Source organism: Actinomycetospora sp. CA-101289 (assembly GCF_050955895.1).
In the GTDB taxonomy this organism is placed as follows: domain Bacteria; phylum Actinomycetota; class Actinomycetes; order Mycobacteriales; family Pseudonocardiaceae; genus Actinomycetospora.
Window position 1 is genome coordinate 2934375 of record NZ_CP192093.1, and the last position, 24946, is coordinate 2959320.

Sequence of the window (24946 nt, forward strand, 5' to 3'; positions counted from 1 at the left end):
AGTCCAGGGGATCGGCCTTCGAGAATGGTGTCCACGGATCGAGGGAGGGGTGGGAACGATGGTGACCTTCTGGGGAGTGCTGGTGGTGCTGGGGTTCCTGGCGGTGGCGCGCTACGGCGCCGACACGCGCTCGGAGGCCGACCCGACGGGCCGCGACCCGGCATGGCCGGTGGTGCGGCACCCGCACACGGTGCGCGGGGACGCGGTGCTGCTGGGCGAGATCGCCCGCCGGATCGCGGCGCACCGCCGGCTGTGGGAGGCCTACGACGCGAGCCTGCGGCCGTGGGAGCGCGACCGGGACCTCACACGACGGTCGTGAGGGTCGGGCTACCGGTTCCGAGCGCGTCCCAGGCCTCGGCCAGGCGCGCGACCGCGTCGTCGAGCGCGTCGGGGGCCAGCGTGTAGGGCAGGCGCAGGTGCTGCTCGAAGGCCCCGCCGATGCCGAACCGGGGGCCCGCCGCGAGGTGCACACCGTGGCGGGCCGCCGCCTCGACCAGGGCGCTCGAGCGGGGCGCACCGAGGTCGACCCACAGGCTGAAGCCCCCGGGCGGCGACGGTGCGTGCCACTCGGGTAGGGCCGACGCCAGGGCCGCGCGCAGGTGGTCGCGGCGGTGGGCGAACAGGGCGCGGCCCGTCGCGACGATGTCGTCGAGGCGGTCGAGCAGGCCCACGGCGACGAGCTGTTCGAGCACCGGCGTGGCGATGTCGTCGGAGCTGCGGGCCGCCGCGATGCGCCGCAGCAGGGTGCGCGGGGCGCGCAGCCAGCCGATGCGCAGCCCGCCCCACACGGTCTTGGAGAGCGAGCCCGTGGTGATCACCGGGGTGCCGCCGCCCGCCGCCGCCGCGTACGCCCCGAGCGGCGGCGGACCGGGCGCGTCGAGCCACAGCTCGCGCAGGCAGTCGTCGACGACGATGGGGACGCCGTGGCGCCCGGCCGCCGCGACGACGGCCGCGCGGGCCTCGGCGCCCATCACCGCGCCGGTGGGGTTCTGGTGGTCGGCGACGAGGTAGGCCAGCGCCGGGGTGGAGGCGCGCATGGCCGCCGCGAGGGCCTCGACGTCCCAGCCCGGACGCCCGTCCCGCGGGTCCGCGGTCATCGCCACGGTCACCGGCCGCGCCGAGACGTGGCGCACGAGGTCGATGGCGCCCGGGTAGGTGGGCTGCTCGAGCAGCACCCGGTCGCCGGGACGCACGAGCGCGCGGGCGACGAGGGCGTGGGCGTGCTGGGCCCCGGCGGTCACCATGACCTCGTCGGGCGAGGTGTGCAGGCCCTGGTCGGTCAGGCGCCGGGCGATGCCCTCGCGCAGGACGGCGAGCCCGAGCACGTCGTAGCCCGTGCCGGCCAGGTGGGCGGGGAGCTCGGCGAGCGCCCGGGCGCCCGCCTCGGCCATGGCCTCCATCGGGGCCCACGGCGCGGCGTGCGCGAGGTCGATGACCTCGGGGCCGTCGGGTCGGCGGCCCGGCACCCAGCCGCCCATGGGGGCGAAGGGCGTGACGGGCGCGGTCGGCGCGGCCGTCGCCGCGGGGGTGGGCAGCGCCGTCCAGGTCCCCGAGCCGCGGCGCCGGAGCAGGTGGCCGGACTCGCGCAGGCGGTCGTACGCCGCGGCCACCGTGCCGCGCCCGACGCCGAGGGCGACGGCCAGCTCGCGCTCGCTGGGCACCCGCGTCCCGACCGCCAGGCGCCCGTCGCTCAGCAGCGAGGTGATCCGCGCGGCCAGGGCGCCGTGCGCCGCCTCGCCCGACCCGGCGGCGTCACGCCACCCGGTGAGCAGCCGCGCCAAGCCACCGGCACCCACGTGGTCGTCCACGGCCGGTGATTCTGCCACTTCTGCCAATCGTCCTGCCACTGCTCGTGAATTGGCCCTGGCAGGACCAGCCACCGGGGGCCACCGTGGAGGACACACCAGCCACTCCGGACGGAGGACCTCCCGTGGTCACCACCATCGCCCTGCTCGCCGTCGTCGTCGGCCTCGTGCTCGCCGTGCGCTACGGCGCCGACTCGCGCGGGACCGGCGACCCGACCGGGCGCGACCCCGCCTGGCCGTCGGCCCCGACCCGCGAGCACACGCCGGCCCGGGACCTGGCCGTCGTCCGCGCCGCGATCGCCCGCTGGGCGGCGCAGGTGCGGTGCTGGGAGCTCTTCGAGCGCTCGCTGCGCCCGTGGGAGGCCGCGCCGGTGGAGCCGCGCCGCTCGCACGCGTAGGCGACGGCGTCGGTGACGGGGCGCCTCAGAGCTGCGCCGCGGCCGCCTCGTCGAGCAACCACAGCGTCCGCTCGGTCCCGCGCAGGCCCGCGATCGGGACGTCGACCTCCGACGCCCCGGCGTGCGCCTGGGCGAGGACCTCGGCCTTGCCCTCGCCCGTGGCCACCAGCCACACCTCGCGGGCGTAGCGGGCGGCGGGCAGCGTCAGCGTGACGCGGGTCGGCGGCGGCTTGGGGCAGTCGCGCACCCCGACGACGCCGGCGGCGCCCGCGTGCACCGCGGGGGAGTCCGGGAACACCGAGAGCACGTGGCCCTCGGGCCCGCAGCCGGCGAGCAGCACGTCGAACGCGGGGATCGTGTCCCCACCCAGCCGTGCGGCGGCCGACGACAGCAGCTTGGCGTAGACGTCGGCGGCGAGGTCGGGGTCGCCGCCGCCGGCGTCCTCGGGCGCGTCCGCGGGGGGCATCGGGTGCACCCGGGCCGCGTCGAGGGGCAGCGCGTCGAGCAGGGCCTCGCGGGCCTGGGCGTCGTTGCGCTCGGCGTCCCCGGCGGCGACGAAGCGCTCGTCACCCCAGAACACCTCGACCGCGGCCCAGTCGACCTCGTCGCGCCGGGGCGACGACGCGACCTCGCGCAGCATCGCGATGCCCACCCCGCCGCCGGTGAGCACGACCGACGCGGTGCCGCGCGCCCGCTGGGCCGCGGCGAGCGCGCTGATCAGCCGGTCGGCGGCGTCGGCGGCGGTGGCGTCGGTGTCCGGCTGGACGAGGACCTCGACGGCGATCACGCGGTCACCTTCTTCGACGAACGGGTCCGCCCGGTCGGCATCGCCTCGATCGCCTCGGCGAAGATGTCGTCGGGGTCGAGGCGGCGCAGCTCCTCGGCCAGGCACTCCCGCGTGGTGCGCCGCGACAGGGCGACGCGGCGGTCCGGCTGGTCGGGCTGGGAGAGCACCGCGCTCTTCGCGTCGAGGCGGCGCAGCTCCACCGCGCCGCCCGGGCGCTCGAGGCGCACCGCGGAGATCTGGCCGCCCTGGCCGGGGACGTCCTCGGCGATCCGCGTGACCGGGCAGTTCAGCCGCGACGCCAGCCAGCCGGTGAGCAGGTCCGCCGAGGCCGAGTCGGATGCGCCGGCCACCGAGGCCCGGGTCACCGACTCGTGGGGCGGCTGGTCGAGGGCCGCGGTGAGCAGCGCACGCCAGCTCGTGATGCGGCTCCACGCCAGGTCGGTGTCGCCGGGGTGGTAGCGCTGGCGCAGCTTGTACAGCGCCTTCGACGGCGACCGCGCCGACGACACGTCGGTGATGCGCCGTCCCGCGACGTGGCCCACCGGGTCGTCCGCCGGCGACACCGGCGGCTCGCCCGGCCACCACGCGACGATCGGGGCGTCGGGCAGCAGCAGCGGCACGACGATGGCCCCGCCCTGGTCGGCCAGCGGCCCGTACATGCGCAGCACGATCACCTCGCTGGCGCCCGCGTCGCCGCCGATGCGGATCTGCGCGTCCAGCCGCGACGCCGCCCGCCGGACGCCGCGCGCCAGCACGAGCACGCGGCACGGGTGCTCGCGGCTCGCGTCGTTGGCGGCCTGGATCGCGGCCTCGGCCTCGGGCCCGTCCTCGGTGATGATCAGCAGGGTCAGCACCCGGCCGAGCGCCACCGCGCCAGCGCTCTCGCGCAGGTCGACCATCGTGCGGTTGACCGCCGACGTGTCCGTCGACGGGAGGTCGACGATCACAGGTCCCCCTCCGGGTTCACGGTCTCCTCCAGGTGCGTCCGGTGCGCTCGAGCAGGACGTCGGCCGACGGTGGGCCCCAGGTGCCGGCGGCGTAGCTGTCCGGCGAGCCCTCGCGGTGCCACTTCTCGATCACGGGGTCGAGGATGCGCCAGGACAGCTCGACCTCGGTGTTGGTGGGGAACAGCGACGGCTCGCCGAGCAGGACGTCGAGCAGCAGGCGCTCGTAGGCCTCGGGGGAGGCCTCGGTGAACGCCGTGCCGTAGCCGAAGTCCATCGTGACGTCGCGGACCTCCATGCCCGAGCCCGGTACCTTCGACCCGAACCGCAGCGTGACGCCCTCGTCGGGCTGCACGCGCACGACCAGCGCGTTCTGGCCGAGCTCCTCGGTCATGGTCTGGTCGAACGGCAGGTGCGGGGCCCGCTTGAACACGACGGCGATCTCGGTGACGCGCCGCCCGAGGCGTTTGCCGGTGCGCAGGTAGAACGGCACGCCGGCCCAGCGCCGCGTGTTCACCTCGCAGGTGATCGCCGCGTAGGTCTCGGTGACCGAGTCGGCGGGGAAGCCCTCCTCCTGCTGCAGGCCCTTGACCTCGGTCGAGCCCTGCCACCCGCCGGCGTACTGCCCGCGCGCGGTGGTCTCGTCCAGCGGCTCGGCCAGCTTCACGGCCGAGAGGACCTTGATCTTCTCCTCGCGCAGGTCGTCGGGGGAGAAGGAGACGGGCTCCTCCATCGCCGTCAGCGCGAGCAGCTGCAGCAGGTGGTTCTGGATGACGTCGCGGGCCGCACCGATGCCGTCGTAGTAGCCCGCGCGGCCCCCGACGCCGATGTCCTCGGCCATCGTGATCTGCACGTGGTCGACGTGGTGGGCGTTCCAGATCGGCTCGAACAGCTCGTTGGCGAAGCGCAGGGCCAGCAGGTTCTGGACGGTCTCCTTGCCGAGGTAGTGGTCGATCCGGAAGACCGCGTCCTCGGGGAAGACGTCGTTGACGATCGCGTTGAGCTCCTGCGCCGAGCGCAGGTCGTGGCCGAACGGCTTCTCGATCACCACGCGGCGCCACACGTCGCCCTCGTCGTCGGCGAGGCCCGAGCGCGAGAGCTGCTTGCACACGATGGGGAACGCCGAGGGCGGGATCGACAGGTAGAAGGCGTGGTTGCCGCCCGTGCCGCGCTCGGCGTCGAGCTCGGCGACGCACGTGGCGAGCCGGTCGAACGACTCGTCGTCGTCGAACGTGCCCTGGACGAAGCGCAGGCCCTCCGCGAGGCGGTCCCACACCTCCTGGCGGAACGGGGTCCGCGAGTGCGAGCGCACCGCGTCGTGGACGACCTCGGCGAAGTCCTGGTCCTCCCAGTCGCGGCGGGCGAAGCCGACCAACGCGAAGCCGGGCGGGAGCAGGCCGCGGTTGGCGAGGTCGTAGATCGCCGGCATCAGCTTCTTGCGCGCGAGGTCGCCGGTGACCCCGAACAGCACGAGGCCCGAGGGGCCCGCGATGCGCGGCAGGCGCTTGTCGCGGGCGTCGCGCAGCGGGTTGACCCAGTCGTCGTGCGCCTGGCCGTACCCCGCGGTGCCCGACCGTCGGGTCACCGGCTCACCTCCCGGACGGCGTTGGCCAGCGCCACCAGCCCCGCCGCACGGTCGGCCAGGTGCAGGCGCAGGACGGGGCGCGCGGTGCCGCCGTTCTTGGGTGCCGCGAGCACGCCCGCGTCGCCGCGGGCCTGCGCGTGCTCGAGGGTGCCGAACGAGAACGGCTGGCCCGGGATCGCCAGGTCGTCGGCGACCGAACCCGTGACCTGGAGGAACGCGCCGTTCTGGTGCCCGCCCTTGTGGTACTGGCCGGTGGAGTGCAGGAACCGCGGGCCCCACCCGAAGGTCACCTGCAGGCCCGTGATCGACGCCAGCTCGGGACGCAGGGTCGCGAACGAGGCGTCGTCGAGGCGGTCGAGGTAGGCCTGGATCGCGATGTAGCCGGCGTCCGGCGTCGCGTCCACCAGCGCCTGCAGCGCCGCGCCGAGCGTCGCCGGGCTGCCCAGCCACGAGGCCTGGTCCGCGGAGCCCGCGGCGCGCACCTCGACCGGGCCGTCGGTGAGCACCGGGGCGTCGCCCTCGGCCGAGCCGCTGCTCCCGCCGGAGCCGACCTCGGTGAGCAGGTCGCGGGTCGCCTGCTTGGCCGACTCGACGTCGGGCTGGTCGAACGGGTTGATGCCCAGGAGCCGTCCCGCGAGGGCGACCGCGGTCTCCCAGAGCAGGAACTGGCCGCCGAGGCTGCCGGTGACCGACATCCGCGCGCCGCCCTGGGCGGGCCCGAGGGCGACCGGGGTGGCGTCGGGGCCGGCGTCGGCGAAGCCGGGCGCCTCCGCGTTCTCGACCACCACGGGCAGCAGGCCCGTGCCCTGCTTGCCGGTGGATTCGGCGATGAGCTGCTCGGCCCAGTTGCCGAACCCGACCAGGCCGGACCCGGTGTCGGCGAGCACGACCTTCTCGGCGCCCGCGGCGTGCGCGGCCGCCATGGCCGCGGCCAGGACGATCGCCGGGTTGTCCGACGCGTCCTGCGCGAACGCCGGCGCGGCCTCGGCGGCCTCGTCGAGCAACGCGCCGACGTCGACGCCGGCGAGCGCCGAGGGCACCAGCCCGAACGCGGTGAGCGCCGAGTAGCGCCCGCCGACGCCCGGGTCGGCCTCGACGAGGCGGCGGAAGCCCTGGTCGCGGGCGAGGTCGCCGAGCCCGGTGCCCGGATCGGTGACCGCGACCATGCGGGAGCCCGCGTCGATCCCGTTGGCCTCGAAGACCTGGGCGAAGATCCGGCGCTGGCTGTCGGTCTCGACGGTGCCGCCGGACTTCGACGACACGACGAGCACGGTGCGCGACAGGTCGCCCGCGAGCGCGTCGGACACCTGGCCGGGGTCGGTGGTGTCGAGGACGACGAGCGGGAACTCGCCGCCGACGTCCGTGCCCGAGCGGGTCGCGCAGATGACCTCGGGCGCCAGCGACGACCCGCCCATGCCCGCGAGCACGACGCGGTCGACGCCGTCGTCGTGCAGCTCGCGGCGCAGGGCGGCCAGCTCGTCGACCAGCGGCCGCGAGGTCTCGTGCAGGTGGGTCCACGCCAGGCGCTTCGACGCCTCGGGCTCGGCGTCGGGGCCCCAGAGGGTGGGGTCGCCGGCGGCGAGCTTCGACGCCGCCTGGTCGCCGACGAGCTTCTCGACCAGCGACGCCGCGGCGTCGGCGAGGCCCTGGTCGGTGATCTCCACCGACGGGGTGCTCACGACTGCTCCGGGCTGCGGCGCGTCAGCTGGTCGGACACGGTCGCGGTGAGCTCCTGCCACGAGTCGTCGAACTTCTGCACGCCCTCGTTCTCGAGGGTCAGGAACACGTCGTCGATGTCGACGCCCACGTGGGCGAGGCCGGCGAAGACCTCGCGGGCCGCGTCCTCGGTGCCCGACACGGCGTCGCCGTGCAGCTCGCCGTGGTCGGCGAACGCCTTCAGCGTGGCCTCGGGCATCGTGTTGACGGTGTTCGGCGCGACCAGCTCGGTGACGTAGAGCGTGTCCGGGTAGGCCTTGTTCTTGACGCCGGTCGAGGCCCACAGCGGGCGCTGGACCTTGGCCCCGGCGCCCTTGAGCGCCGCCCAGCGCTCGGTGCCGAACACCTCGAGGAAGGCCGCGTAGGCCAGCCGGGCGTTGGCGATCGCCGCCGTGCCGCGCAGGTTGAGCGCCGCGTCGGTGCCCAGTGCCTCGAGGCGCTTGTCGACCTCCGAGTCGACGCGCGAGACGAAGAACGAGGCGACCGAGGCCATCGCGGTGAGGTCGTGGCCGTTGGCGCGGGCCTGCTCCATGCCGGCGAGGTAGGCGTCCATCACCTGGCGGTGACGCTCGACGGAGAAGATCAGCGTGACGTTGACGCTGATGCCCTCGGCGAGCGTGCGGGTGATCGCGGGGATGCCCTCGACGGTCGCCGGGATCTTGATCATCAGGTTGGGCCGGTCGACGGTCTTCCACAGGTCGGCCGCCTCGGCGACGGTGGCCTCGGTGTCGTGGGCCTTGCCGGGGTCGACCTCGAGCGAGACGCGGCCGTCGACGCCGCCGGTGCGCTCCCAGACGTTGCGGAAGACGTCGCACGCCCGGCGGACGTCCTCGGTCGTCAGCTCGCGGATCGCGTCCTCGACCGCCGCGCCGCGGGCGGCGAACCCGTCGAGGTCCTCGGCGTAGTAATCCGCGTCGGCGAAGGCGCTCGCGAAGATCGTCGGGTTGCTGGTGACGCCGACGACCTCGGACTCCTCGATCAGCGAGGCGAGGTTGCCGGACTCGATGCGCTGGCGCGACAGGTCGTCGAGCCAGATGGAGACGCCGGCCGCGGAGAGGTCGGCGAGGGGGGTGGTGCTGGCCATGGGGGTGTCCTCCTCGAACGCTGCCGGGATCAGGAGCGCTCGGCGGCGCGGTTGAGCGATCGTCGCCCGGCCTCGACCACGTGCTGGGAAGTGAAGCCGAACTGCTGGAACAGGGTCTGGTAGTCGGCGCTGGCGCCGTAGTGCTCGATGGACACGCACTCACCGTCGTCGCCGACGAACTTGTGCCAGGACTGGGCGACCCCGGCCTCGACGGACACGCGGGCCTTGACCTCGGGCGGGATGACCTGGCGGGTGTAGGAGCGGTCCTGCGCCTCGAACCACTCGACGCAGGGCATGCTCACGACGCGGGTGGGGACGCCCTCGTCCTCGAACACCTTGCGGGCCTCCACCGCCAGCTGCACCTCCGAGCCGGTCGCGATGAGCACCAGCTGCGGCTGCCCGCCCGATGCGTCCTGGAGGACGTAGCCGCCGCGCCCGACGCCGTCGGCGTCGGTGCCCTCGAGGATCGGCAGGGTCTGGCGGGTCAGCGCCAGGCCGGCCGGGCCGGTCGGGTTGTCGAGGACGTGGCGCAGCGCCGCGGCCGTCTCGTTGGCGTCGGCCGGGCGGACGATCGACAGCCCCGGCACCGCGCGGAGCGCGGAGAGCTGCTCGATCGGCTGGTGGGTGGGGCCGTCCTCGCCGAGACCGATGGAGTCGTGGGTCCAGATGTAGGTCGTCGGCAGCTTCATCAGCGCCGCGAGCCGGACCGCGGGACGCATGTAGTCCGAGAAGATCAGGAACGTGCCGCCGTACACGCGGGTGCCGCCGTGCAGCGCGATGCCGTTGAGGATCGAGCCCATCGCGTGCTCGCGGACCCCGAAGTGCAGGGTGCGGCCGTAGGGGCTCATCTGACCCCACATCCGCACGGACACCGTCGACGGCCCGAACGAGTCGGCGCCCTCGATGGTCGTGTTGTTGCTCTCCGCGAGATCAGCCGACCCGCCCCACAGCTCGGGCAGCTCCGGCCCGATCTCGGCGAGGATCTTCTGCAGCGCCTTGCGGGTCGCGATCGGCTTGTCGTCGGGCTGCCAGGCAGGGAGCTTCTCGTGCCACCCCGCCGGCAGCTCGCGGCGCGCCATGCGCTCGAGCAGGGCCCGGCGATCGGGGTTCTGCTCCGCCCAGTCGGCGAACTGCTTGTCCCACGCCTCGTGCTCGGCCTTGCCCCGCTGACCCACGGAGCGGGTGTGCTCCAGGACGTCCTGGTCGATGTGGAAGTGCTGGTCCGGGTCGAAGCCGAGGATCTCCTTGACCGCCCGGACCTCGTCCTCGCCCAGGGCGGCGCCGTGCGCCGTGCCGGTGTTCATCTTGTTCGGCGCGGGATAGCCGATGACCGTGCGCAGGGCGATGAAGCTGGGGCGGTCGGTCTCGGCCTTCGCGTTGGCGAGCGCCTCGCGGATGCCGACGACGTTCTCGCCGCCGCGCACGACCTGGGTGTGCCAGCCGTAGGCCGCGTAGCGCCCCACCACGTCCTCGGCGAGGGCGATCTCGGTGTTGTCCTCGATCGAGATGTGGTTGTCGTCGTAGATGACGACGAGGTTCCCGAGCTGCTGGCGCCCGGCGATCGAGCTCGCCTCGGCGGTGACGCCCTCCTCGATGTCCCCGTCGGAGGCGATGACGAAGACGTGGTGGTCGAACGGGCTCTCGCCCTGCGGCGCGTCCGGGTCGAACAGGCCGCGCTCGCGGCGCGCGGCCATGGCCATGCCCACCGCGGAGGCCAGGCCCTGGCCCAGCGGCCCGGTGGTGATCTCGACGCCCGGGGTGTGGCTGTACTCCGGGTGGCCCGGCGTCGCCGAGTCCCAGGTGCGCAGCTCCTGCAGGTCCCGCATCTCGAGGCCGTAGCCGGCGAGGAAGAGCTGCAGGTAGAGCGTCAGGCTCGTGTGCCCGCACGAGAGCACGAAGCGGTCGCGTCCCTGCCAGTGCGGGTCGGCCGGGTCGTGGCGCATCGTGTGCTGGAAGAGCTCGTAGGCCACCGGGGCGAGCGACATCGCCGTTCCCGGGTGCCCGCTGCCCACCTTCTGGACGGCGTCGGCGGCGAGGACACGGATGGTGTCGACGGCCTTCTGGTCGAGCTCCGTCCAGTCGTCGGGGCGGTGCGGGGTCGTCAGCGCCTCGATCTCGTCGGGGTCCTCGCTCGCGGGCTGCGTGCTGCTCACGTCGGTGGCGGCCTTCCTCAGCGTTTCGGGAGCCGCGGTGCGCCGGTGCCCCGGCCACGGCTCGTCGGTCCTCTGCCCGGGTCCCGGCGTCGGCGGCGTCTCTCCCGGCCCGCACGATGGTCCCACGGGATCGATTCGGGTCCACCACCGCGCGGCGGGCTCCACGGGGGCGGACCAGCGCCGATCCTGGTCCATCGCACGTCGGCGCGGATACCCTCGCCGCCCCTCCGGGACACCGCGCTCGTATGATCGTCGGGTCGTTCGGCGGACGGCCCACCACCCGTCACGTGGCGGACACCGCACCGGCCCGGGGAGGCCCCCGCGAGCGTTCGGCGCCGCGGGGGTGCAGACTCGTCGACGACAGCGTGTAGGAGATTCGCGCGCGACCGAAGCAGTCCCTCCCGAGCAGCGAGGTGCCACCGAGTGAGCACGGCGGTCGGCCCGGTCTCCGCGAGGCCGCGGAGCGGATTCCTCGCCACCGTGCGGGCCTACCTGGCGCTCACCAAGGCCCGCATCATCGAGCAGCTGCTCGTGGTCACGGTGCCGGCGATGATGCTCGCGCAGCGCTCGGTGCCGTCGCTGTGGCTCGTCCTCGCGGTCCTCGTCGGCGGCGCCGGCGCGGCGGCCAGCGCCCACGCGCTGAACTGCGTCGTCGACGCCGACATCGACGCGAAGATGGCACGCACCCGCAAGCGGCCCCTCGCCCGCGACGCCGTCCCGCGCTCGCACGCCCTGGTGTTCGGCCTGGTGCTCGGCGCCGTCTCCGCGGTGTGGCTCGGGCTCACGGCCAACTGGGTCGCCGCGGGCCTCGCCGTCGCCGCGATCGCCTTCTACATCCTCGTCTACACGCTGCTGCTCAAGCGCCGGACCTCCCAGAACATCGTCTGGGGCGGGGCCGCGGGCTGCATGCCCGTCGTGATCGGCTGGGCGGCCGTGACGGGCACGGTGCAGTGGCCCGCGCTGGTCCTGTTCGCGATCATCTTCTTCTGGACGCCGCCGCACTTCTGGGCGCTGGCGATGCGCTACCGCGACGACTACGCCGCCGCGGGCATCCCGATGCTCCCGGTGGTCGCCTCGCCCCGGCGCGTGAGCCGCCAGATCGTCGCCTACTCCTGGGCGATGGTGGCCTGGTCGGCGCTGCTGGTGCCCGCCACCTCGTGGATCTACCTCGGCGCGGCCGTGCTCGGCGGCGTCTGGTTCCTCGTCGCGGCCCACCGCCTCGACGCCGCCGTGCGGCGCGACGAGGTCGTGCAGTCGATGCGGCTGTTCCACCTCTCCAACACCTACCTGACCGGCCTCTTCGTGGCCGTGGCCGTCGACTCGGCCCTCGGCTGGCCGGTCTTCGGCTGGCCCTTCTAGGGGTTCGCCGCCGCGAACACCCGCGGCGCGGTCGGTCGCCGGGGGAACCGGCGGCGGATGTCGGGCAGGTCGCGCCACCGCACCCGGTCGACGTGCGCGAGGAAGGCGACGACCCGCTCGACCACGTGCTCGACGGAGTGCTCGCCCTGCGCCCCGAGCGAGACCACCTCCCACCCGTGCGCCTGCAGCTCCTCCCCGCACGCCCACGCGACCTCGGGGTGGCGGTCGAGCAGCACCCCCGCGTACGTGCCGGGCCAGGCGAGGTCGAGGGCGCCGACGGCCCCGCCGTCCGCGCGTCGCGTCGCGACCACGTCGACCAGTGGCGGCGGGAGCCGGGCCAGCAGGACCCCGAGCCGGATCCGTGTGCGCCGCGGCGTGTCCGCGCCCGGGTGGACGAGGGCCGCGGCCGCCCGGACCCGCGCCATCCCCCGCTCCCCGGACCGGCGGTCGGCGAGGGCGACCACCTCCGCCGGCGTGAGCCCGCAGCGGCGCGCCATGGCGTCGCCCACGACCACGGCGTCCACCGTCGCCAGCCGGCGCGCCAGCTCCACGAAGGTCCGTGCCGGCGAGGTGAGCCGCAGCGGCGGGCTGTCCGGGCCGTCGGGCCATGCGACGACCTCGACGGCGTCGAGCGCGGCCCGCCGGACCTCGAGCCCGCCCCGCGACCGGGTGCCCGCAACCGGCACCAAGACCTCCGTCGGCGCCCCGGCGCGCCCGACGTCTGCCACGGCCTCGCCGGCACCCCAGAGCGTCGCGGCCGCCGTGCCAGTAACCGCGCCGTCCGGGTGACGGAGCATCGAGGCCCGCGCCTCCTGGAGCTGGTCGACGCGTACCTCCGCGTCGATGTAGACGTCGGGGCCCAGGGCCGCGAACCCGGGGCCCCGGAGCTGCCACGCCGTGAGTTCGCCGCGGGTCACGGCGGCGGACCCGCGGAAAGGCCGATCGAGCCTCATGCCGGGTTCGACGCGCGCGCGTCCGGAGCGGTTCCGCCCAGCTCGCCACGTCGATCTCTCGAGGGTGTCGGGAGCGTGGCGCCGCGCTGGTGACACCCCCGGGAGATCGAAGTGGCGAGGCTCCCTGGGGTGCTGCCTCCGGGTGGCGGGCCCGCGGAGGGGTCGGTCGAACCTCGAGCCGGGTCCGGCGCGATCGCGCTTGAGCCCCTCCAGGGGCCCCTGCTCAGGGCAGCAGCAGGAGCTTCCCCGTGGTGCGCCGGGCCTCGAGGTCGCGGTGCGCATCGGCGGCGTCGTCGAGCGGGTAGCGGCCGCCCACGCGCACGTCGAGGTCGCCCGCGGCCACCGCCGCGAACACGTCGGAGGCGCGGGCGGCGAGAGCCTCGGGGGTGCGCACGTGCCAGTGCAGCGAGGGGCGGGTGAGGTAGAGCGAGCCACCGCTGTTGAGGCGCTGGGGGTCGACGGGCGGGACCGGACCGCTCGCGGCGCCGTAGAGGGCGAGGACGCCACGGACGCGCAGGCTCGCCAGCGAGGCGTCGAACGTGGCCGCGCCGACGCCGTCGTAGACCACGGCCACGCCCTCGCCGTCGGTGAGGGCCCGGACGCGGTCGGGGAGGTCGTCGCCGTAGCGCAGGGTCTCGTGGGCCCCGGCGCCGCGGGCGAGGGCGTCCTTCTCCTCCGACGAGGTCGTCGCGAGGACGCGGGCCCCCGCCGCGCGGGCCATCTGGCAGAGCAGCAGGCCCATCCCGCCGGCTCCCGCGTGCACGAGGACGGTGTCGCCGGCGGCGACGCGGTGGGTGTCGTGGACGAGGTAGTGCGCGGTCATGCCCTGCAGCAGGACGGCGCCGGCGAGGTCGAGATCGGTGCCGTCGGGGACGGTGACGAGCTCGGCGGCCGGGACGCAGGCGAGCGTCGCGTAGCTGCCGCGGGTGTTGCTCCACGCGACGCGGTCGCCGGCGGCCACCGTGGTGACGCCGGGGCCGACGGCGCGCACGACCCCGGCGCCCTCGAATCCCGGCACGAACGGGGGCTCGCCGGCGTAGACGCCGGAGCGCACGTAGGTGTCGATGTAGTTGACGCCGGCCGCGGCGACCTCGACGAGCGCCTCGCCGTCGCCGGGCTCCGGGTCGGCGAGGTCCGCCGGCACGAGGACCTCGGGCCCGCCGTGCGCGGTGACCTGGACGGCGTGCACGTCAGGCCGTGCCGGCGAGCGCGCGGGCGGGGGTGTCGGGCACCGGGTCCGGCGTGGGCGCCGGTTCGGCCGTCGCCGCCCAGAGCCAGGCCATCGCGGCGGTGATGACGGCGGCGCCGAGGACGTGCAGGGCGACGAGCAGCTCGGGGACCCCGAGCGCGTACTGGGTGCCGCCCAGGGCGCCCTGGGCCAGGGCCACCACGACGAGCACCCGCAGGCGCAGCAGGACGGCCCGGGGCGCGCCCACGGCGTGCACCGCGAAGCCGGCGCCGACGAGCAGGCCGAGGAACGCGAAGAGCAGGTGCGCGTGGGCCGTCGCCAGCATCGGCAGCGGGATCGCGGCGAGGCGCGGGGTCGCGGCGTCGCCGCCGTGCGGGCCGGCCGCGGTGACGAGGGTGCCCGCGAGGAGCAGGGCGCCGAGCACCACCGTGGTGACGGCGAGCAGCCCGCGCAACGCACTGGGGACGACGGGGCGCCAGGGGGTGTCCGGCGGGACGGCCATCGCGGCGGGGGAGGACTCGCGCACGAGCAGGACGGCCAGCCAGACGAGCGGGATGGTCACGAGGAAGTGCGGCGCGACGGTGTACCAGGCGAGCCCCGCGAGCACGGTGACGCCGCCGATCACGGCCTGGGCGATCACGCCGAGCGGCATCGTCGCGGCCAGCAGCACGAGGCGGCGCCGGCGCGGGCGGACGTTCAGCGCCGCGAGCAGGCACGCCCCGGTGACGATGACCAGCGCGATGCCGAGCAGCCGGTTGCCGAACTCCACCCACTGGTGCAGCACGGCGATCTCGGGGTGGGGGACCGGGACGAGGCTGCCCGGGAAGCACTGCGGCCAGGTCGGGCAGCCGAGCCCCGACCCGGTCACGCGCACCACGGCGCCGGTGACCGCGATGCCCGCCTGACCGAAGACGGCGGCCATCGCGAGGCCCCGCATGAGGCGGGGCGGCGTGGCCGGGAGGCGCTCGAGCACGGGGCCGATCCTACGACGCGGTGTAGGGGACCGGCCCGCTCAGGACCAGCGCACGGTGCGGCTGGCGATCCCGCCGGCGACGACCGCCCACGCGAGCAGGACCACGACCTGGCCGAGCGTGGGCGTGCCGCCGAGCAGCGCGGTGCGCAGGCCCTCGGCGAGCGCCCCGGACGGCAGCAGCATGACCACCGCAGCGAGCGGGCCGGGCAGCGCCGCGACGGGCACGAGCACCCCGCCGGCGAAGAGCAGCACGAACCACACGATGTTGGCGACGGCGAGCACGAGCTCGGCGCGCAGGGTGCCGCCGACCAGCAGGCCCGCGGCCCCGAAGGCGGCGGTGCCCAGCAGCACGAGAAGCAGGACCCAGCCGAGCGAGCCCGTGTCCGGACGCCAGCCCAGCAGCAGGGCCACGGCGCCGAGCACCACGAGCTGCACGACGACCACCGTCGCCATGCCCCCCAGCCGCCCGACCACGATGAGCCAGCGGGGCACGGCGGTGGCCGCGAGCCGGCGCAGCACCCCGTAGCGCCGGTCGAAGCCCAGCGAGATCGCCTGGCTGGTGAACGCCGTCGACATCACCGCGAGCGCGAGCACCGTGCCGAGCACCGACGTCACCCGCGGCTCGGGCAGCGGCACGACCCGCAGCAGGGCGAGGCCGACGAGCAGCGCGAGCGGGATGACGAGCGTGAGCAGCACCTGCTCGCCCTGGCGCAGCGCCAGGCGAGTCTCCAGCGATACCTGCGTCGCGAGCATCCGGCCCAGCGGCCCGCGGCCCGGGGCCGGCGTGAAGGTGCCGGGGGCGAAGCGCGGTTCGGTGCTCACGATCGGAGCTCCCGGCCCGTGAGCTCGAGGAACACGTCCTCGAGGCTGCGGCGCGCGATGCGCAGGTCGTCGGCGAGCACGCCCTGGCGCGCGCACCACGACGTCACCGTGGAGAGCACCTGCGGGTCGATCGCGCCCTCGACGAGGTAGCTGCCCGCGGACGGCTCGGTCACCGTGCAGCCCTCGGGCAGCGCGGACGCGAGCAGGCGCAGGTCCATGCCGGAGGCAGCGCGGAAGCGCAGCTCGCGGTCGGCGCCCGCGGCGGTCAGCGTCTCCGGGCTGCCCTGGGCCACGACGCGGCCGTGGTCGACGATGACGATGTGGTCGGCGAGGGTCTCGGCCTCCTGCATGAGGTGCGTGGTCAGCAGCACCGCGACGCCGTCGGCGCGGAGGCCGCGCACGAGCTCCCACACCAGGCGCCGGCCCTGCGGGTCGAGGCTCGCGGTGGGCTCGTCGAGGAACACGAGCTCAGGCCGTCCGACCACCGCGCACGCCAGCGCGAGGCGTTGCTGCTGGCCGACCGAGAGGCGCTTGAACGGCGTGCGCGCGCAGGACGCGAGGCCGAGGACCTCGATCAGCCAGTCGGGGTCGAGGGGGTCGGCGGCGCAGGCGGCGACCAGCCCGAGCATCTCGCGCACCCGCACCCCGGGGTAGGCGCCGCCGCCCTGCGGCATGACGCCGAGCCGCGCGCGCAAGGCGTCCGGCGCGCCGGCGGGGTCGACGCCGAGCACCCGCACCTCGCCCGCGTCGCGGCGGCGCAGCCCCTCGCACACCTCGACCGTGGTGGTCTTGCCGGCGCCGTTGGGCCCGAGGAGCGCGAGCACCCGGCCGGCGGGGAGGTCGAGGTCGAGCCCGTCGACCGCGGCGCGGCCCTGGTAGCGCACGACGAGGTCGCGCACCTCCAGCGCTGGACCCGACACGTCCGACAGCCTAGGTCGCCGGGGTGCGCGGCACCCGGCCGCGCACGACGGCCAGCGGCACCAGGGCGAGCAGCGCGGCCGCGGTGATGGCCATGGGCAGCTGGTAGGTGCGGAACGAGAAGTCGGCGCCGGTGGGCGGGACGAGCAGGGCGACGATCGCGCACACGGCGACGGCGAAGCCGCGGATGCGCGGGTTCACCACCGACGCGGACAGCGGGACGATCGCCCACAGCAGGTACCAGGGGTGCAGCACGGGGCCGGCGAGGAACACCGCGCCGAAGCCGTAGCCCATGCCGGCGACGGCGTGCAGCCGCCCGTTGAGCACCTGGAACACCAGCACCACGCACACCAGCGCGGCGACGCCGAGGCCCGCGGCGCGCGTGAGGTCGAGGACGGACTCGGTGTGGTCGCCCAGCCCCAGGACGCCGCCGAGCCAGCCGCCGAGCACGCCGAGGTCGGTGGTGACCGAGAGCCAGCTGCGCAGCAGGTTGGGCACCGACAGCGCCTGGATCCAGCCGAACCCCAGCCCGCTGCCGATCGAGACCGCGACGACCGTCCCGAGACCCAGCGCGGAGCACCCCGCGCCGTAGCGCAGGAGGCGGGCGATCCCCCCGCCGCGCTCGCGGGCCACGTGCGCGGCGAGGAAGCCCAGCGCCAGCACCGCGGGGATCTTCCCCGAGGCGCCGAGCCCGATGAGCAGCGCGCCGAGCACCCACGAGCGGCGCATCCCGATCTCGAGGCCCGCCAGGACGACGCCGAGCATGATCGCGTCGTTGTGGATGCCGCTGACCAGGTGGAAGAGCACCAGCGGGCTGATCGCGAGCCACAGCGCGGCGATCGGCTCGACGCCCGCGCGGCGCGCCAGGTGCGGCACCGCCCAGATCACCAGGCCCAGCGAGGCGAGCGCGAGCGCGCGGTGCAGGTAGACGCCGAGCACGATGTCGTCGCCGGCGATGCCCGTGATGAGCCGGCCGAACGTGAGGAAGCCGGGCCCGTACGGCGACGGCGTGGTGCGCCAGATGGTGGGGATGCTCGCGACCAGGGGGTCGGAGAGCCCGAGGGCCTGGGCGGCGCCGTAGACATAGGGATCGAACCCGCGCGAGACCACCTCGGCCTGCGACAGGTAGCCGTAGACGTCGGTGGAGAACAGCGGCGGGGCGACGGCGAGCGGCGCCATCCACATGACGAGGATCCGCGTCAGCTGGCGCACCGACAGGCGGACCCGGCCGGGCCAGGCGAGGCGGCCCAGCCACAGCCAGGCCAGCACGAGCATGCCCATGCCGAGGTAGGCCAGCGTCAGCGAGACCGTCGGCATGCGCCCCCACAGGCCGAGCACGCGCGTGCCCAGCAGCGGGTTGTAGGCCGGCGCCGGCGTGGCCCCGCAGCCCAGCGCGCCCACGGCCATGAGCAGCGCACCGGTGAACCCGAACCGGCGCACCGTGCGCAGCCGGCGGCGTTCGTCCGGGGTGGGCGGGGGCGGCGTGGCCCCCGGCGGCGTGACGGCCGTGGCAGCGGAGGGCGGCGCCTGCGGAGCCTGCGCCGTGCCGGTCACGGGGCGGGACGATACCGAGCGGGACCGACGCACCCGCCGCCGTCCCCACGCCGGGCGAGGTGAGGTCACCCTGGGTGAGGCCGATCACCCCGGCGATCCGGGGGTCCGCTTTGCCGGGTGGCATCAAATACGCAAGACTGATGTTGTCAAATAGCGGGGACACCGCAGGAGAGCACGACAGCACGCGCACAGGAGGTGAGGGACGTGGCGATCGACGGGCACGACGGCCGGACGCGGGACCTCATCGTCCGGCGCCTGCTCGAGCACGGGCCCACCACGGCCATGGACCTCGCCGGCGAGCTGGGGCTCTCCGGGGCGGCGGTGCGCCGCCACCTCGACGCCCTGGTCATCGACGGCACCGTGTGCACCCGCGACGCCCCGCGCGCCTCCGGGCGCGGTCGCGGCCGCCCGGCGCGTCAGCACCTGCTCACCGAGCAGGGCCGCCGCCGCGCCGGACGCGGTGAGGCCGACGTCGCCGACCTGGCCGTCGCCGCCCTCGCCGAGCTCGCCGACGCCGCGGGGGAGGACGCCGTCCGGGCCTTCGCCCGCCGGCGCGTCCGCGACCTCCTCGGCGAGCACCGCGAGGAGGTCGAGGCGCACGACGAGCGCTCGGCGCGGGTCGACGCCCTGGCCGGCGCCCTCTCGCGCGAGGGCTACGCGGCGTCGTCGCGGCCGACCTCCGCGGGCGCCCAGCTCTGCCAGCACCACTGCCCGGTCGCCGGCGTCGCCGCGCACTTCCCGCAGCTGTGCGAGGCCGAGACCGAGGTGTTCGCCGAGCTGCTCGGCACCCACGTCCAACGCCTGTCCACGATCGCCCGGGGCGACGCCGCGTGCACCACGCACGTGCCCCGACAACCCGGGCCCCCCGCCAGCTCCACCACCGCCACCACACACGTCGTCAAGGGAAGGCAGGTCGTATGACCACCTCCGCGGAGCGGACCACCCCCACCGCCCCCGAGCTCACGCAGGAGGAGACCCTCGCGGCGCTCGGGACCTATCAGTTCGGGTGGCACGACACCGACGTCGCGGGCGCGAGCGCCCAGCGCGGTCTCTCTGAGGCCGTCGTCCGCGACATCTCGGCCAAGAAGGACGAGCCGGACTGGATGCTCCAGCTGCGGCTCAAGGCCCTGGCCATGTTCGACAAGAAGCCGATGCCGCAGTGGGGCTCCGACCTCTCGGGCATCCACTTCGACAACATCAAGTACTTCGTGCGTTCGACGGAGAAGCAGGCGGCCACCTGGGACGACCTGCCCGACGACATCAAGAACACCTACGACAAGCTCGGCATCCCCGAGGCCGAGAAGAGCCGTCTGGTGTCCGGCGTCGCGGCGCAGTACGAGTCCGAGGTCGTCTACCACGCGATCCGCGAGGACCTCGAGCAGCAGGGTGTCATCTTCATGGACACCGACACCGGCCTGCGCGAGCACCCGGAGCTGTTCGAGGAGTACTTCGGCTCGGTGATCCCGGCCGGCGACAACAAGTTCTCCGCGCTGAACTCCGCGGTGTGGTCCGGCGGCTCGTTCATCTACGTGCCCAAGGGCGTCCACGTGGACATCCCGCTGCAGGCCTACTTCCGGATCAACACCGAGAACATGGGCCAGTTCGAGCGGACGCTGATCATCGTCGACGAGGACGCCTACGTCCACTACGTCGAGGGCTGCACGGCGCCGATCTACTCGAGCGACTCGCTGCACTCCGCGGTCGTCGAGATCGTCGTGAAGAAGGGCGGCCGCTGCCGCTACACGACCATCCAGAACTGGTCGAACAACGTCTACAACCTGGTCACCAAGCGCGCCAAGGCCGAAGAGGGCGCGACCATGGAGTGGGTCGACGGCAACATCGGCTCCAAGGTGACCATGAAGTACCCGGCCGTCTGGCTCACCGGGCCGCACGCCAAGGGCGAGGTGCTCTCGGTCGCGTTCTCCGGCGAGGGCCAGCACCAGGACGCGGGCGCCAAGATGGTGCACCTCGCGCCGTACACGTCCTCGACGATCATCTCGAAGTCGGTCGCCCGGGGCGGCGGACGCACGAGCTACCGCGGCCTGGTCCGGGTCAACAAGGGCGCGCACCACTCGCGCTCCACGGTGAAGTGCGACGCGCTGCTGGTCGACACGATCAGCCGCTCGGACACCTACCCGTACGTCGACGTCCGCGAGGACGACGTGACGATGGGCCACGAGGCGACCGTCTCGAAGGTCAGCGAGGACCAGCTCTTCTACCTGATGTCCCGCGGCCTGTCCGAGGACGAGGCCATGGCCATGATCGTGCGCGGGTTCGTCGAGCCCATCGCGCGCGAGCTGCCCATGGAGTACGCGCTCGAGCTCAACCGCCTGATCGAGCTGCAGATGGAGGGCGCTGTCGGATGACCCGGGCGAGCGAAGCGACGGGACAGACTCCCGACCAGCCAGTGGCCCAGGTCGGCGGCGCCATCATCGACGCCGCCGACTCCCCGGTCCTCGACGTGGACCCGGGCATCAACGCGACGAGCCCGAAGATCGCGCCGTGGGAGCTGCGGTTCACCTCCTACGACGTCGAGGCCTTCGAGGTCCCGCGCGGGCGCGAGGAGCAGTGGCGCTTCACGCCGCTGCGTCGCCTGCGCGGGCTCCACGACGGCTCGGCCACCGCCCAGGGGCGCATCGGCGTGTCGGTGGTGTCCGGCTTCGGCGACGCCGCGTCGTCGGAGCTCGGCGGCGTGCGGCACGAGACCGTCGGCCGCGACGACCCGCGCCTCGGTGACGGCGGCATCCCCGCCGACCGGGTCGCGGCGCAGGCGTGGTCGGCGACCCCCGAGGCCCACGTCGTCACGGTGAACGAGGCGCGCTCGGAGGACGAGCCGCTGACGATCACGGTGACGGGCCCGGGGGAGGGGCAGTCGGCCTACGCCCACCTCCAGCTGCGCCTCGAGCACCACGCCGAGGCCGTGGTGGTCCTCGACCACCGCGGGTCGGGCACGATCGCGGCGAACACCGAGCTCGTGGTCGCCGACGGCGCCAAGCTCACCGTCGTCGAGGTGCACGACTGGGCCGACGACGCGGTGTACGTCGGTGCCCAGCACCTCTCGGTCGGCCGCGACGCGACGATCCGGCACACGTCGGTGACGCTCGGCGGCGACCTCGTGCGCCTCTCCCCGGTGGTCAACTACCGGGCGCCCGGCGGCGACGTCGAGCTCGACGGGCTGTACTTCGCCGACGGCGGGCAGCACTTCGAGCAGCGCCTGCTCGTCGACCACTCGGTGCCGAACTGCCGCTCGCGCGTGACGTACAAGGGCGCCCTGCAGGGCGTCGAGGGCGGCACCGCGGCGCACACGGTCTGGGTCGGCGACGTGCTGATCCGCAAGGCCGCCGAGGGCACCGACACCTACGAGCTCAACCGCAACCTGCTGCTCACCGACAACGCGCGCGCCGACTCGGTGCCGAACCTCGAGATCGAGACCGGCGAGATCGTCGGCGCCGGCCACGCCAGCGCGACGGGACGATTCGACGACGAGCAGTTGTTCTACCTGATGGCGCGGGGGATCCCGGAGGCCCAGGCACGTCGCCTGGTCGTGCGCGGGTTCTTCGGCGAGGTCATCCAGAAGGTCCGCGTGCCCGCGCTGCGCGACCGGCTCGAGGCGGCCATCGAGGCCGAGCTCGAAGCCATCGGTTCCTGATCCGGGCTGGCAGCTGAGTCCGTCCCCCACCACGTACCTGTAGTGAAAGAGGCTTGATGTCCACCCTCGAGATCCGCGACCTGCACGTCGAGGTCGAGACCGAGTCGGGTCCCAAGGAGATCCTGCGCGGCGTCGACCTGACGGTGAACTCGAACGAGACCCACGCGATCATGGGTCCGAACGGCTCCGGCAAGTCCACGCTCGCCTACTCCATCGCGGGCCACCCCAAGTACACCGTGACGAAGGGGCAGGTCCTCCTCGACGGCGAGGACGTCCTGGAGATGGCCGTCGACGAGCGCGCCCGCGCCGGCCTGTTCCTCGCGATGCAGTACCCCGTCGAGGTGCCCGGCGTCTCGATGTCGAACTTCCTGCGCAGCGCCGCCACCGCCACCCGGGGCGAGGCCCCGAAGGTGCGGCACTGGGTCAAGGAGGTCAAGGGTGCGATGACCGACCTCGAGATCGACCCGGCGTTCGCCGAGCGCAGCGTCAACGAGGGCTTCTCCGGCGGCGAGAAGAAGCGGCACGAGGTGCTGCAGATGGCGCTGCTGAAGCCCAAGATCGCGGTGCTGGACGAGACCGACTCGGGCCTCGACGTCGACGCCCTGCGCGTCGTGTCGAAGGGCGTCAACGACTACAAGGCGCAGTCCGACGTCGGCATCCTGCTGATCACGCACTACACCCGCATCCTGCGCTACATCGCGCCGGACCGGGTCCACGTGTTCGTCAACGGTCGCGTCGCCGCGTCCGGTGGCCCCGAGCTCGCCGACGAGCTCGAGGAGAACGGCTACGAGCGTTTCGTCGGGGCCTTCGGCGCCGACAAGGAGGAGCAGCCGGCATGACCGCACTCGCATCCGCTTCCACGTCGGCGGGTGCGACCCTGGACGTCGAGGAGATCCGCGCGGACTTCCCGATCCTGGGCCGCACGGTCCGTGACGGGAAGCCGCTGGTCTACCTCGACTCGGGGGCCACCTCGCAACGGCCGCGCCAGGTGCTCGACGCCGAGCGGACGTTCCTCGAGACGTCCAACGCCGCGGTGCACCGCGGGGCGCACGCCCTGGCCGAGGAGGCCACCGACGCCTACGAGTCCGCGCGCGAGCGGATCGCGGCGTTCGTCGGCGCGGACATCCACGAGGTGGTGTTCACCAAGAACGCCACCGAGGCGATCAACCTCGTGGCCTACGGCATGAGCAATGCGTCGGTGGGCGACGGCGTCGAGCCCGCGGCCGAGCGGTTCCGCCTCGGGCCGGGCGACGAGGTCGTCACCACCGAGATGGAGCACCACGCCAACCTCATCCCGTGGCAGGAGCTCTGCCGGCGCACGGGCGCGACCCTGCGCTGGTTCGGCATCACCGCCGACGGGCGGCTGGACCTCGACGACGACCCGATCACCGAGCGCACCAAGGTCGTCGCGTTCACCCACCAGTCGAACGTGCTCGGCACGGTGCCGCCGGTGGAGGAGATCGTGCGCCGGGCGCGCGCGGTCAGGGCGTACACCGTGCTGGACGCGTGCCAGTCGGTGCCGCACGCGCCGGTCGACCTGCACGCCCTCGGCGTCGACTTCGCCGCGTTCTCCGGGCACAAGATGCTCGGGCCCTCGGGCATCGGCGTGCTCTACGGCCGCCACGAGCTGCTCGAGGCGCTGCCGCCGTTCCTCACGGGCGGCTCGATGATCGAGATGGTCCGCATGGAGGGGGCGACGTACGCGCCGCCGCCCGCGCGGTTCGAGGCCGGCGTGCCGATGACGTCGCAGGCCATCGGCCTCGGCGCGGCCGTCGACTACCTCTCGGCCATCGGCATGGACCGGGTCAAGGCGCACGAGAACGAGCTGACCGGCGCGGCCCTGCTCAAGCTGCAGGACCTCCCGGGCGTCGCGATCCTCGGTCCGCGCGGCACCGAGGCGCGCGGCGGCGCGGTGGCGTTCTCCATCGACGGCGTCCACCCGCACGACGCGTCGCAGGTGCTCGACGACTCGGGCATCGCCGTCCGCGTCGGGCACCACTGCGCGTGGCCGCTGCACCGGGCGTTCGGCGTGCAGTCGTCGATCCGCGCGAGCTTCCACGTGTACAACACGATGGAGGAGGTCGACGCGCTGGTCGCGGGCGTGCGACGGGCGCAGGAGTTCTTCGGGGTGGTGCCTGCATGAAGCTCGACTCGATGTACCAGGAGATCATCCTGGACCACTACCGCCGCCCCCACGGCCACGGGCTGCGCGAGCCGTTCGAGGCCGAGGTGCACCACGTCAACCCGACGTGCGGCGACGAGGTCACCGTGCGGGTGCACCTGTCGGGCGGCGAGGGGCTCGACGCCAAGGTCGAGGACCTCTCGTACGACGCGCTGGGCTGCTCGATCTCGCAGGCCGCGACGTCGGTGGCCCACGACCTGCTCGTCGGCCACACCGTCGGCGAGGCGTTCGAGACCCTCGACGCCTACCAGGCGATGGTGCAGGGTCGCGGCAAGGTCGAACCGGACGAGGACGTGCTCGACGACGCCGTCGCCTTCGCCGGCGTGGCCGCCTACCCGGCCCGCGTGAAGTGCGCGCTGCTCGGGTGGCTGGCGTTCAAGGACGCGGTGGCCCAGGCTCAGGCGTCGGGACAGACCGGAGGAACAGCATGAGCGAAGACACCGTCCAGCGGGGTGCCGCCGGCATGCCCGAGGCCCCGGCGAAGACCGAGGGCCTGCCCTCGGTGGACGACCTCGAGGAGGCCATGCGCGACGTCGTCGACCCCGAGCTCGGGATCAACGTCGTCGACCTCGGCCTGCTCTACGGCATCGACGTCCACAGCGACGACGCCGGCCCGGTCGTCACCCTCGACATGACGCTGACGTCGGCGGCGTGCCCGCTGACCGACGTCATCGAGGACCAGGCCCGCGCCGCCCTCACCCAGGGCGCCGACGGGGGACTGGCCAACGATGTGCGCATCAACTGGGTCTGGATGCCCCCGTGGGGCCCGGACAAGATCACCGACGACGGACGCGAGCAGCTCCGCGCGCTGGGGTTCACCGTTTGACCTCCGGTCTCGTGAGCGCTTGCCCGTGCTGGGGCACGGACAAGCACGC

Annotated in this window: 23 protein-coding genes; 10 read left to right on the forward strand and 13 right to left on the reverse strand. The window is 74.2% G+C overall.

From position 1 onward, the window contains the following. Positions 1–58: 58 nt before the first annotated feature. On the forward strand, positions 59–319 hold the full coding sequence (locus ACQPX6_RS14625) for a hypothetical protein (protein ID WP_433788034.1): 261 nt from the start codon (positions 59–61) through the stop codon (positions 317–319). Here the strand turns inward: ACQPX6_RS14625 and ACQPX6_RS14630 are convergent. After that, on the reverse strand, positions 303–1808 hold the full coding sequence (locus ACQPX6_RS14630; protein WP_433788035.1) for a PLP-dependent aminotransferase family protein: 1506 nt from the start codon (positions 1806–1808) through the stop codon (positions 303–305). The two genes, ACQPX6_RS14625 and ACQPX6_RS14630, sit on opposite strands and share 17 nt — an antisense overlap. A 122-nt stretch (positions 1809–1930) precedes the next feature. On the opposite strand from ACQPX6_RS14630, the gene ACQPX6_RS14635 reads away from it, so the two are divergent. Further along, a complete protein-coding gene (locus tag ACQPX6_RS14635) occupies positions 1931–2203 on the forward strand; it encodes a hypothetical protein (protein ID WP_433788036.1) in 273 nt (90 codons plus the stop codon). Between the two features lie 25 nt (positions 2204–2228). Here the strand turns inward: ACQPX6_RS14635 and pgl are convergent, their stop codons facing one another. From pgl to tkt, 6 genes are read right to left on the reverse strand one after another with little or no spacing between them, the layout of a single operon-like run. After that, entirely contained in the window at positions 2229–2990 is a 762-nt protein-coding gene (gene pgl, locus ACQPX6_RS14640) for a 6-phosphogluconolactonase (RefSeq protein WP_433788037.1), read from the reverse strand. Beyond that, complete coding sequence (locus ACQPX6_RS14645) at positions 2987–3937, reverse strand: glucose-6-phosphate dehydrogenase assembly protein OpcA (RefSeq protein WP_433788038.1); 951 nt, start codon at positions 3935–3937, stop codon at positions 2987–2989. Before ACQPX6_RS14645 ends, pgl begins: the two co-directional genes overlap by 4 nt. A gap of 16 nt (positions 3938–3953) precedes the next feature. After that, a complete protein-coding gene (gene zwf / locus ACQPX6_RS14650) occupies positions 3954–5519 on the reverse strand; it encodes a glucose-6-phosphate dehydrogenase (protein ID WP_433788039.1) in 1566 nt (521 codons plus the stop codon). Then, positions 5516–7198 carry a glucose-6-phosphate isomerase gene (locus ACQPX6_RS14655; RefSeq protein ID WP_433788040.1) on the reverse strand — a complete coding sequence of 561 codons (1683 nt, stop codon included), beginning with the start codon at positions 7196–7198 and terminating at the stop codon, positions 5516–5518. The genes zwf and ACQPX6_RS14655 overlap by 4 nt, the downstream gene beginning before the upstream one ends. Further along, positions 7195–8319: a transaldolase gene (gene tal, locus ACQPX6_RS14660; RefSeq protein WP_433788041.1), complete on the reverse strand. Its 1125-nt coding sequence runs from the start codon at positions 8317–8319 to the stop codon at positions 7195–7197. Before tal ends, ACQPX6_RS14655 begins: the two co-directional genes overlap by 4 nt. Before the next feature lie 29 nt (positions 8320–8348). Next, a complete protein-coding gene (tkt, locus tag ACQPX6_RS14665) occupies positions 8349–10433 on the reverse strand; it encodes a transketolase (protein WP_433788273.1) in 2085 nt (694 codons plus the stop codon). A gap of 462 nt (positions 10434–10895) precedes the next feature. Between tkt and ACQPX6_RS14670 the strand changes: the two genes are divergently transcribed. Continuing rightward, positions 10896–11831 carry a heme o synthase gene (locus ACQPX6_RS14670; RefSeq protein WP_433788042.1) on the forward strand — a complete coding sequence of 312 codons (936 nt, stop codon included), beginning with the start codon at positions 10896–10898 and terminating at the stop codon, positions 11829–11831. Here the strand turns inward: ACQPX6_RS14670 and ACQPX6_RS14675 are convergent. The 6 genes from ACQPX6_RS14675 to mptB form a co-directional block, all read right to left on the reverse strand. Then, entirely contained in the window at positions 11828–12748 is a 921-nt protein-coding gene (locus ACQPX6_RS14675; RefSeq protein WP_433788043.1) for a hypothetical protein, read from the reverse strand. The two genes, ACQPX6_RS14670 and ACQPX6_RS14675, sit on opposite strands and share 4 nt — an antisense overlap. Before the next feature lie 259 nt (positions 12749–13007). Further along, complete coding sequence (locus tag ACQPX6_RS14680) at positions 13008–13973, reverse strand: quinone oxidoreductase family protein (RefSeq protein ID WP_433788044.1); 966 nt, start codon at positions 13971–13973, stop codon at positions 13008–13010. Between the two features lies 1 nt (position 13974). Further along, a complete protein-coding gene (locus tag ACQPX6_RS14685) occupies positions 13975–14910 on the reverse strand; it encodes a COX15/CtaA family protein (RefSeq protein ID WP_433788274.1) in 936 nt (311 codons plus the stop codon). Positions 14911–14985: 75 nt separating this feature from the next. Next, positions 14986–15699: an ABC transporter permease gene (locus ACQPX6_RS14690; RefSeq protein ID WP_433788275.1), complete on the reverse strand. Its 714-nt coding sequence runs from the start codon at positions 15697–15699 to the stop codon at positions 14986–14988. A 65-nt stretch (positions 15700–15764) separates the two neighbouring features. After that, positions 15765–16688, reverse strand: coding sequence for an ABC transporter ATP-binding protein (locus ACQPX6_RS14695; RefSeq protein ID WP_433788045.1), 924 nt, complete (start codon positions 16686–16688; stop codon positions 15765–15767). Between the two features lie 10 nt (positions 16689–16698). Continuing rightward, the gene (mptB, locus tag ACQPX6_RS14700; protein ID WP_433788046.1) at positions 16699–18240 is read right to left on the reverse strand and encodes a polyprenol phosphomannose-dependent alpha 1,6 mannosyltransferase MptB; all 1542 of its coding nucleotides are present in this window, start codon (positions 18238–18240) and stop codon (positions 16699–16701) included. Positions 18241–18444: 204 nt separating this feature from the next. Between mptB and ACQPX6_RS14705 the strand changes: the two genes are divergently transcribed. The 7 genes from ACQPX6_RS14705 to ACQPX6_RS14735 are packed head-to-tail and all read left to right on the forward strand — an operon-like array spanning position 18445 to position 24897. After that, positions 18445–19161 (forward strand): helix-turn-helix transcriptional regulator, encoded by a 717-nt coding sequence (locus ACQPX6_RS14705; protein WP_433788047.1) that lies wholly within the window; start codon positions 18445–18447, stop codon positions 19159–19161. Next, complete coding sequence (sufB, locus tag ACQPX6_RS14710; protein ID WP_433788048.1) at positions 19158–20606, forward strand: Fe-S cluster assembly protein SufB; 1449 nt, start codon at positions 19158–19160, stop codon at positions 20604–20606. The genes ACQPX6_RS14705 and sufB overlap by 4 nt, the downstream gene beginning before the upstream one ends. A gap of 41 nt (positions 20607–20647) precedes the next feature. Continuing rightward, on the forward strand, positions 20648–21889 hold the full coding sequence (gene sufD, locus ACQPX6_RS14715; protein ID WP_433788049.1) for a Fe-S cluster assembly protein SufD: 1242 nt from the start codon (positions 20648–20650) through the stop codon (positions 21887–21889). Between the two features lie 56 nt (positions 21890–21945). Then, positions 21946–22728, forward strand: a complete 783-nt coding sequence (sufC, locus tag ACQPX6_RS14720; protein ID WP_433788050.1) for a Fe-S cluster assembly ATPase SufC — start codon at positions 21946–21948, stop codon at positions 22726–22728. After that, positions 22725–24032, forward strand: coding sequence for a cysteine desulfurase (locus ACQPX6_RS14725; protein WP_433788051.1), 1308 nt, complete (start codon positions 22725–22727; stop codon positions 24030–24032). Before sufC ends, ACQPX6_RS14725 begins: the two co-directional genes overlap by 4 nt. Next, positions 24029–24502, forward strand: a complete 474-nt coding sequence (gene sufU / locus ACQPX6_RS14730) for a Fe-S cluster assembly sulfur transfer protein SufU (RefSeq protein ID WP_433788052.1) — start codon at positions 24029–24031, stop codon at positions 24500–24502. Before ACQPX6_RS14725 ends, sufU begins: the two co-directional genes overlap by 4 nt. Further along, positions 24499–24897 (forward strand): metal-sulfur cluster assembly factor, encoded by a 399-nt coding sequence (locus tag ACQPX6_RS14735; RefSeq protein WP_433788053.1) that lies wholly within the window; start codon positions 24499–24501, stop codon positions 24895–24897. The genes sufU and ACQPX6_RS14735 overlap by 4 nt, the downstream gene beginning before the upstream one ends. The last annotated feature ends 49 nt before the right edge of the window (positions 24898–24946 follow it).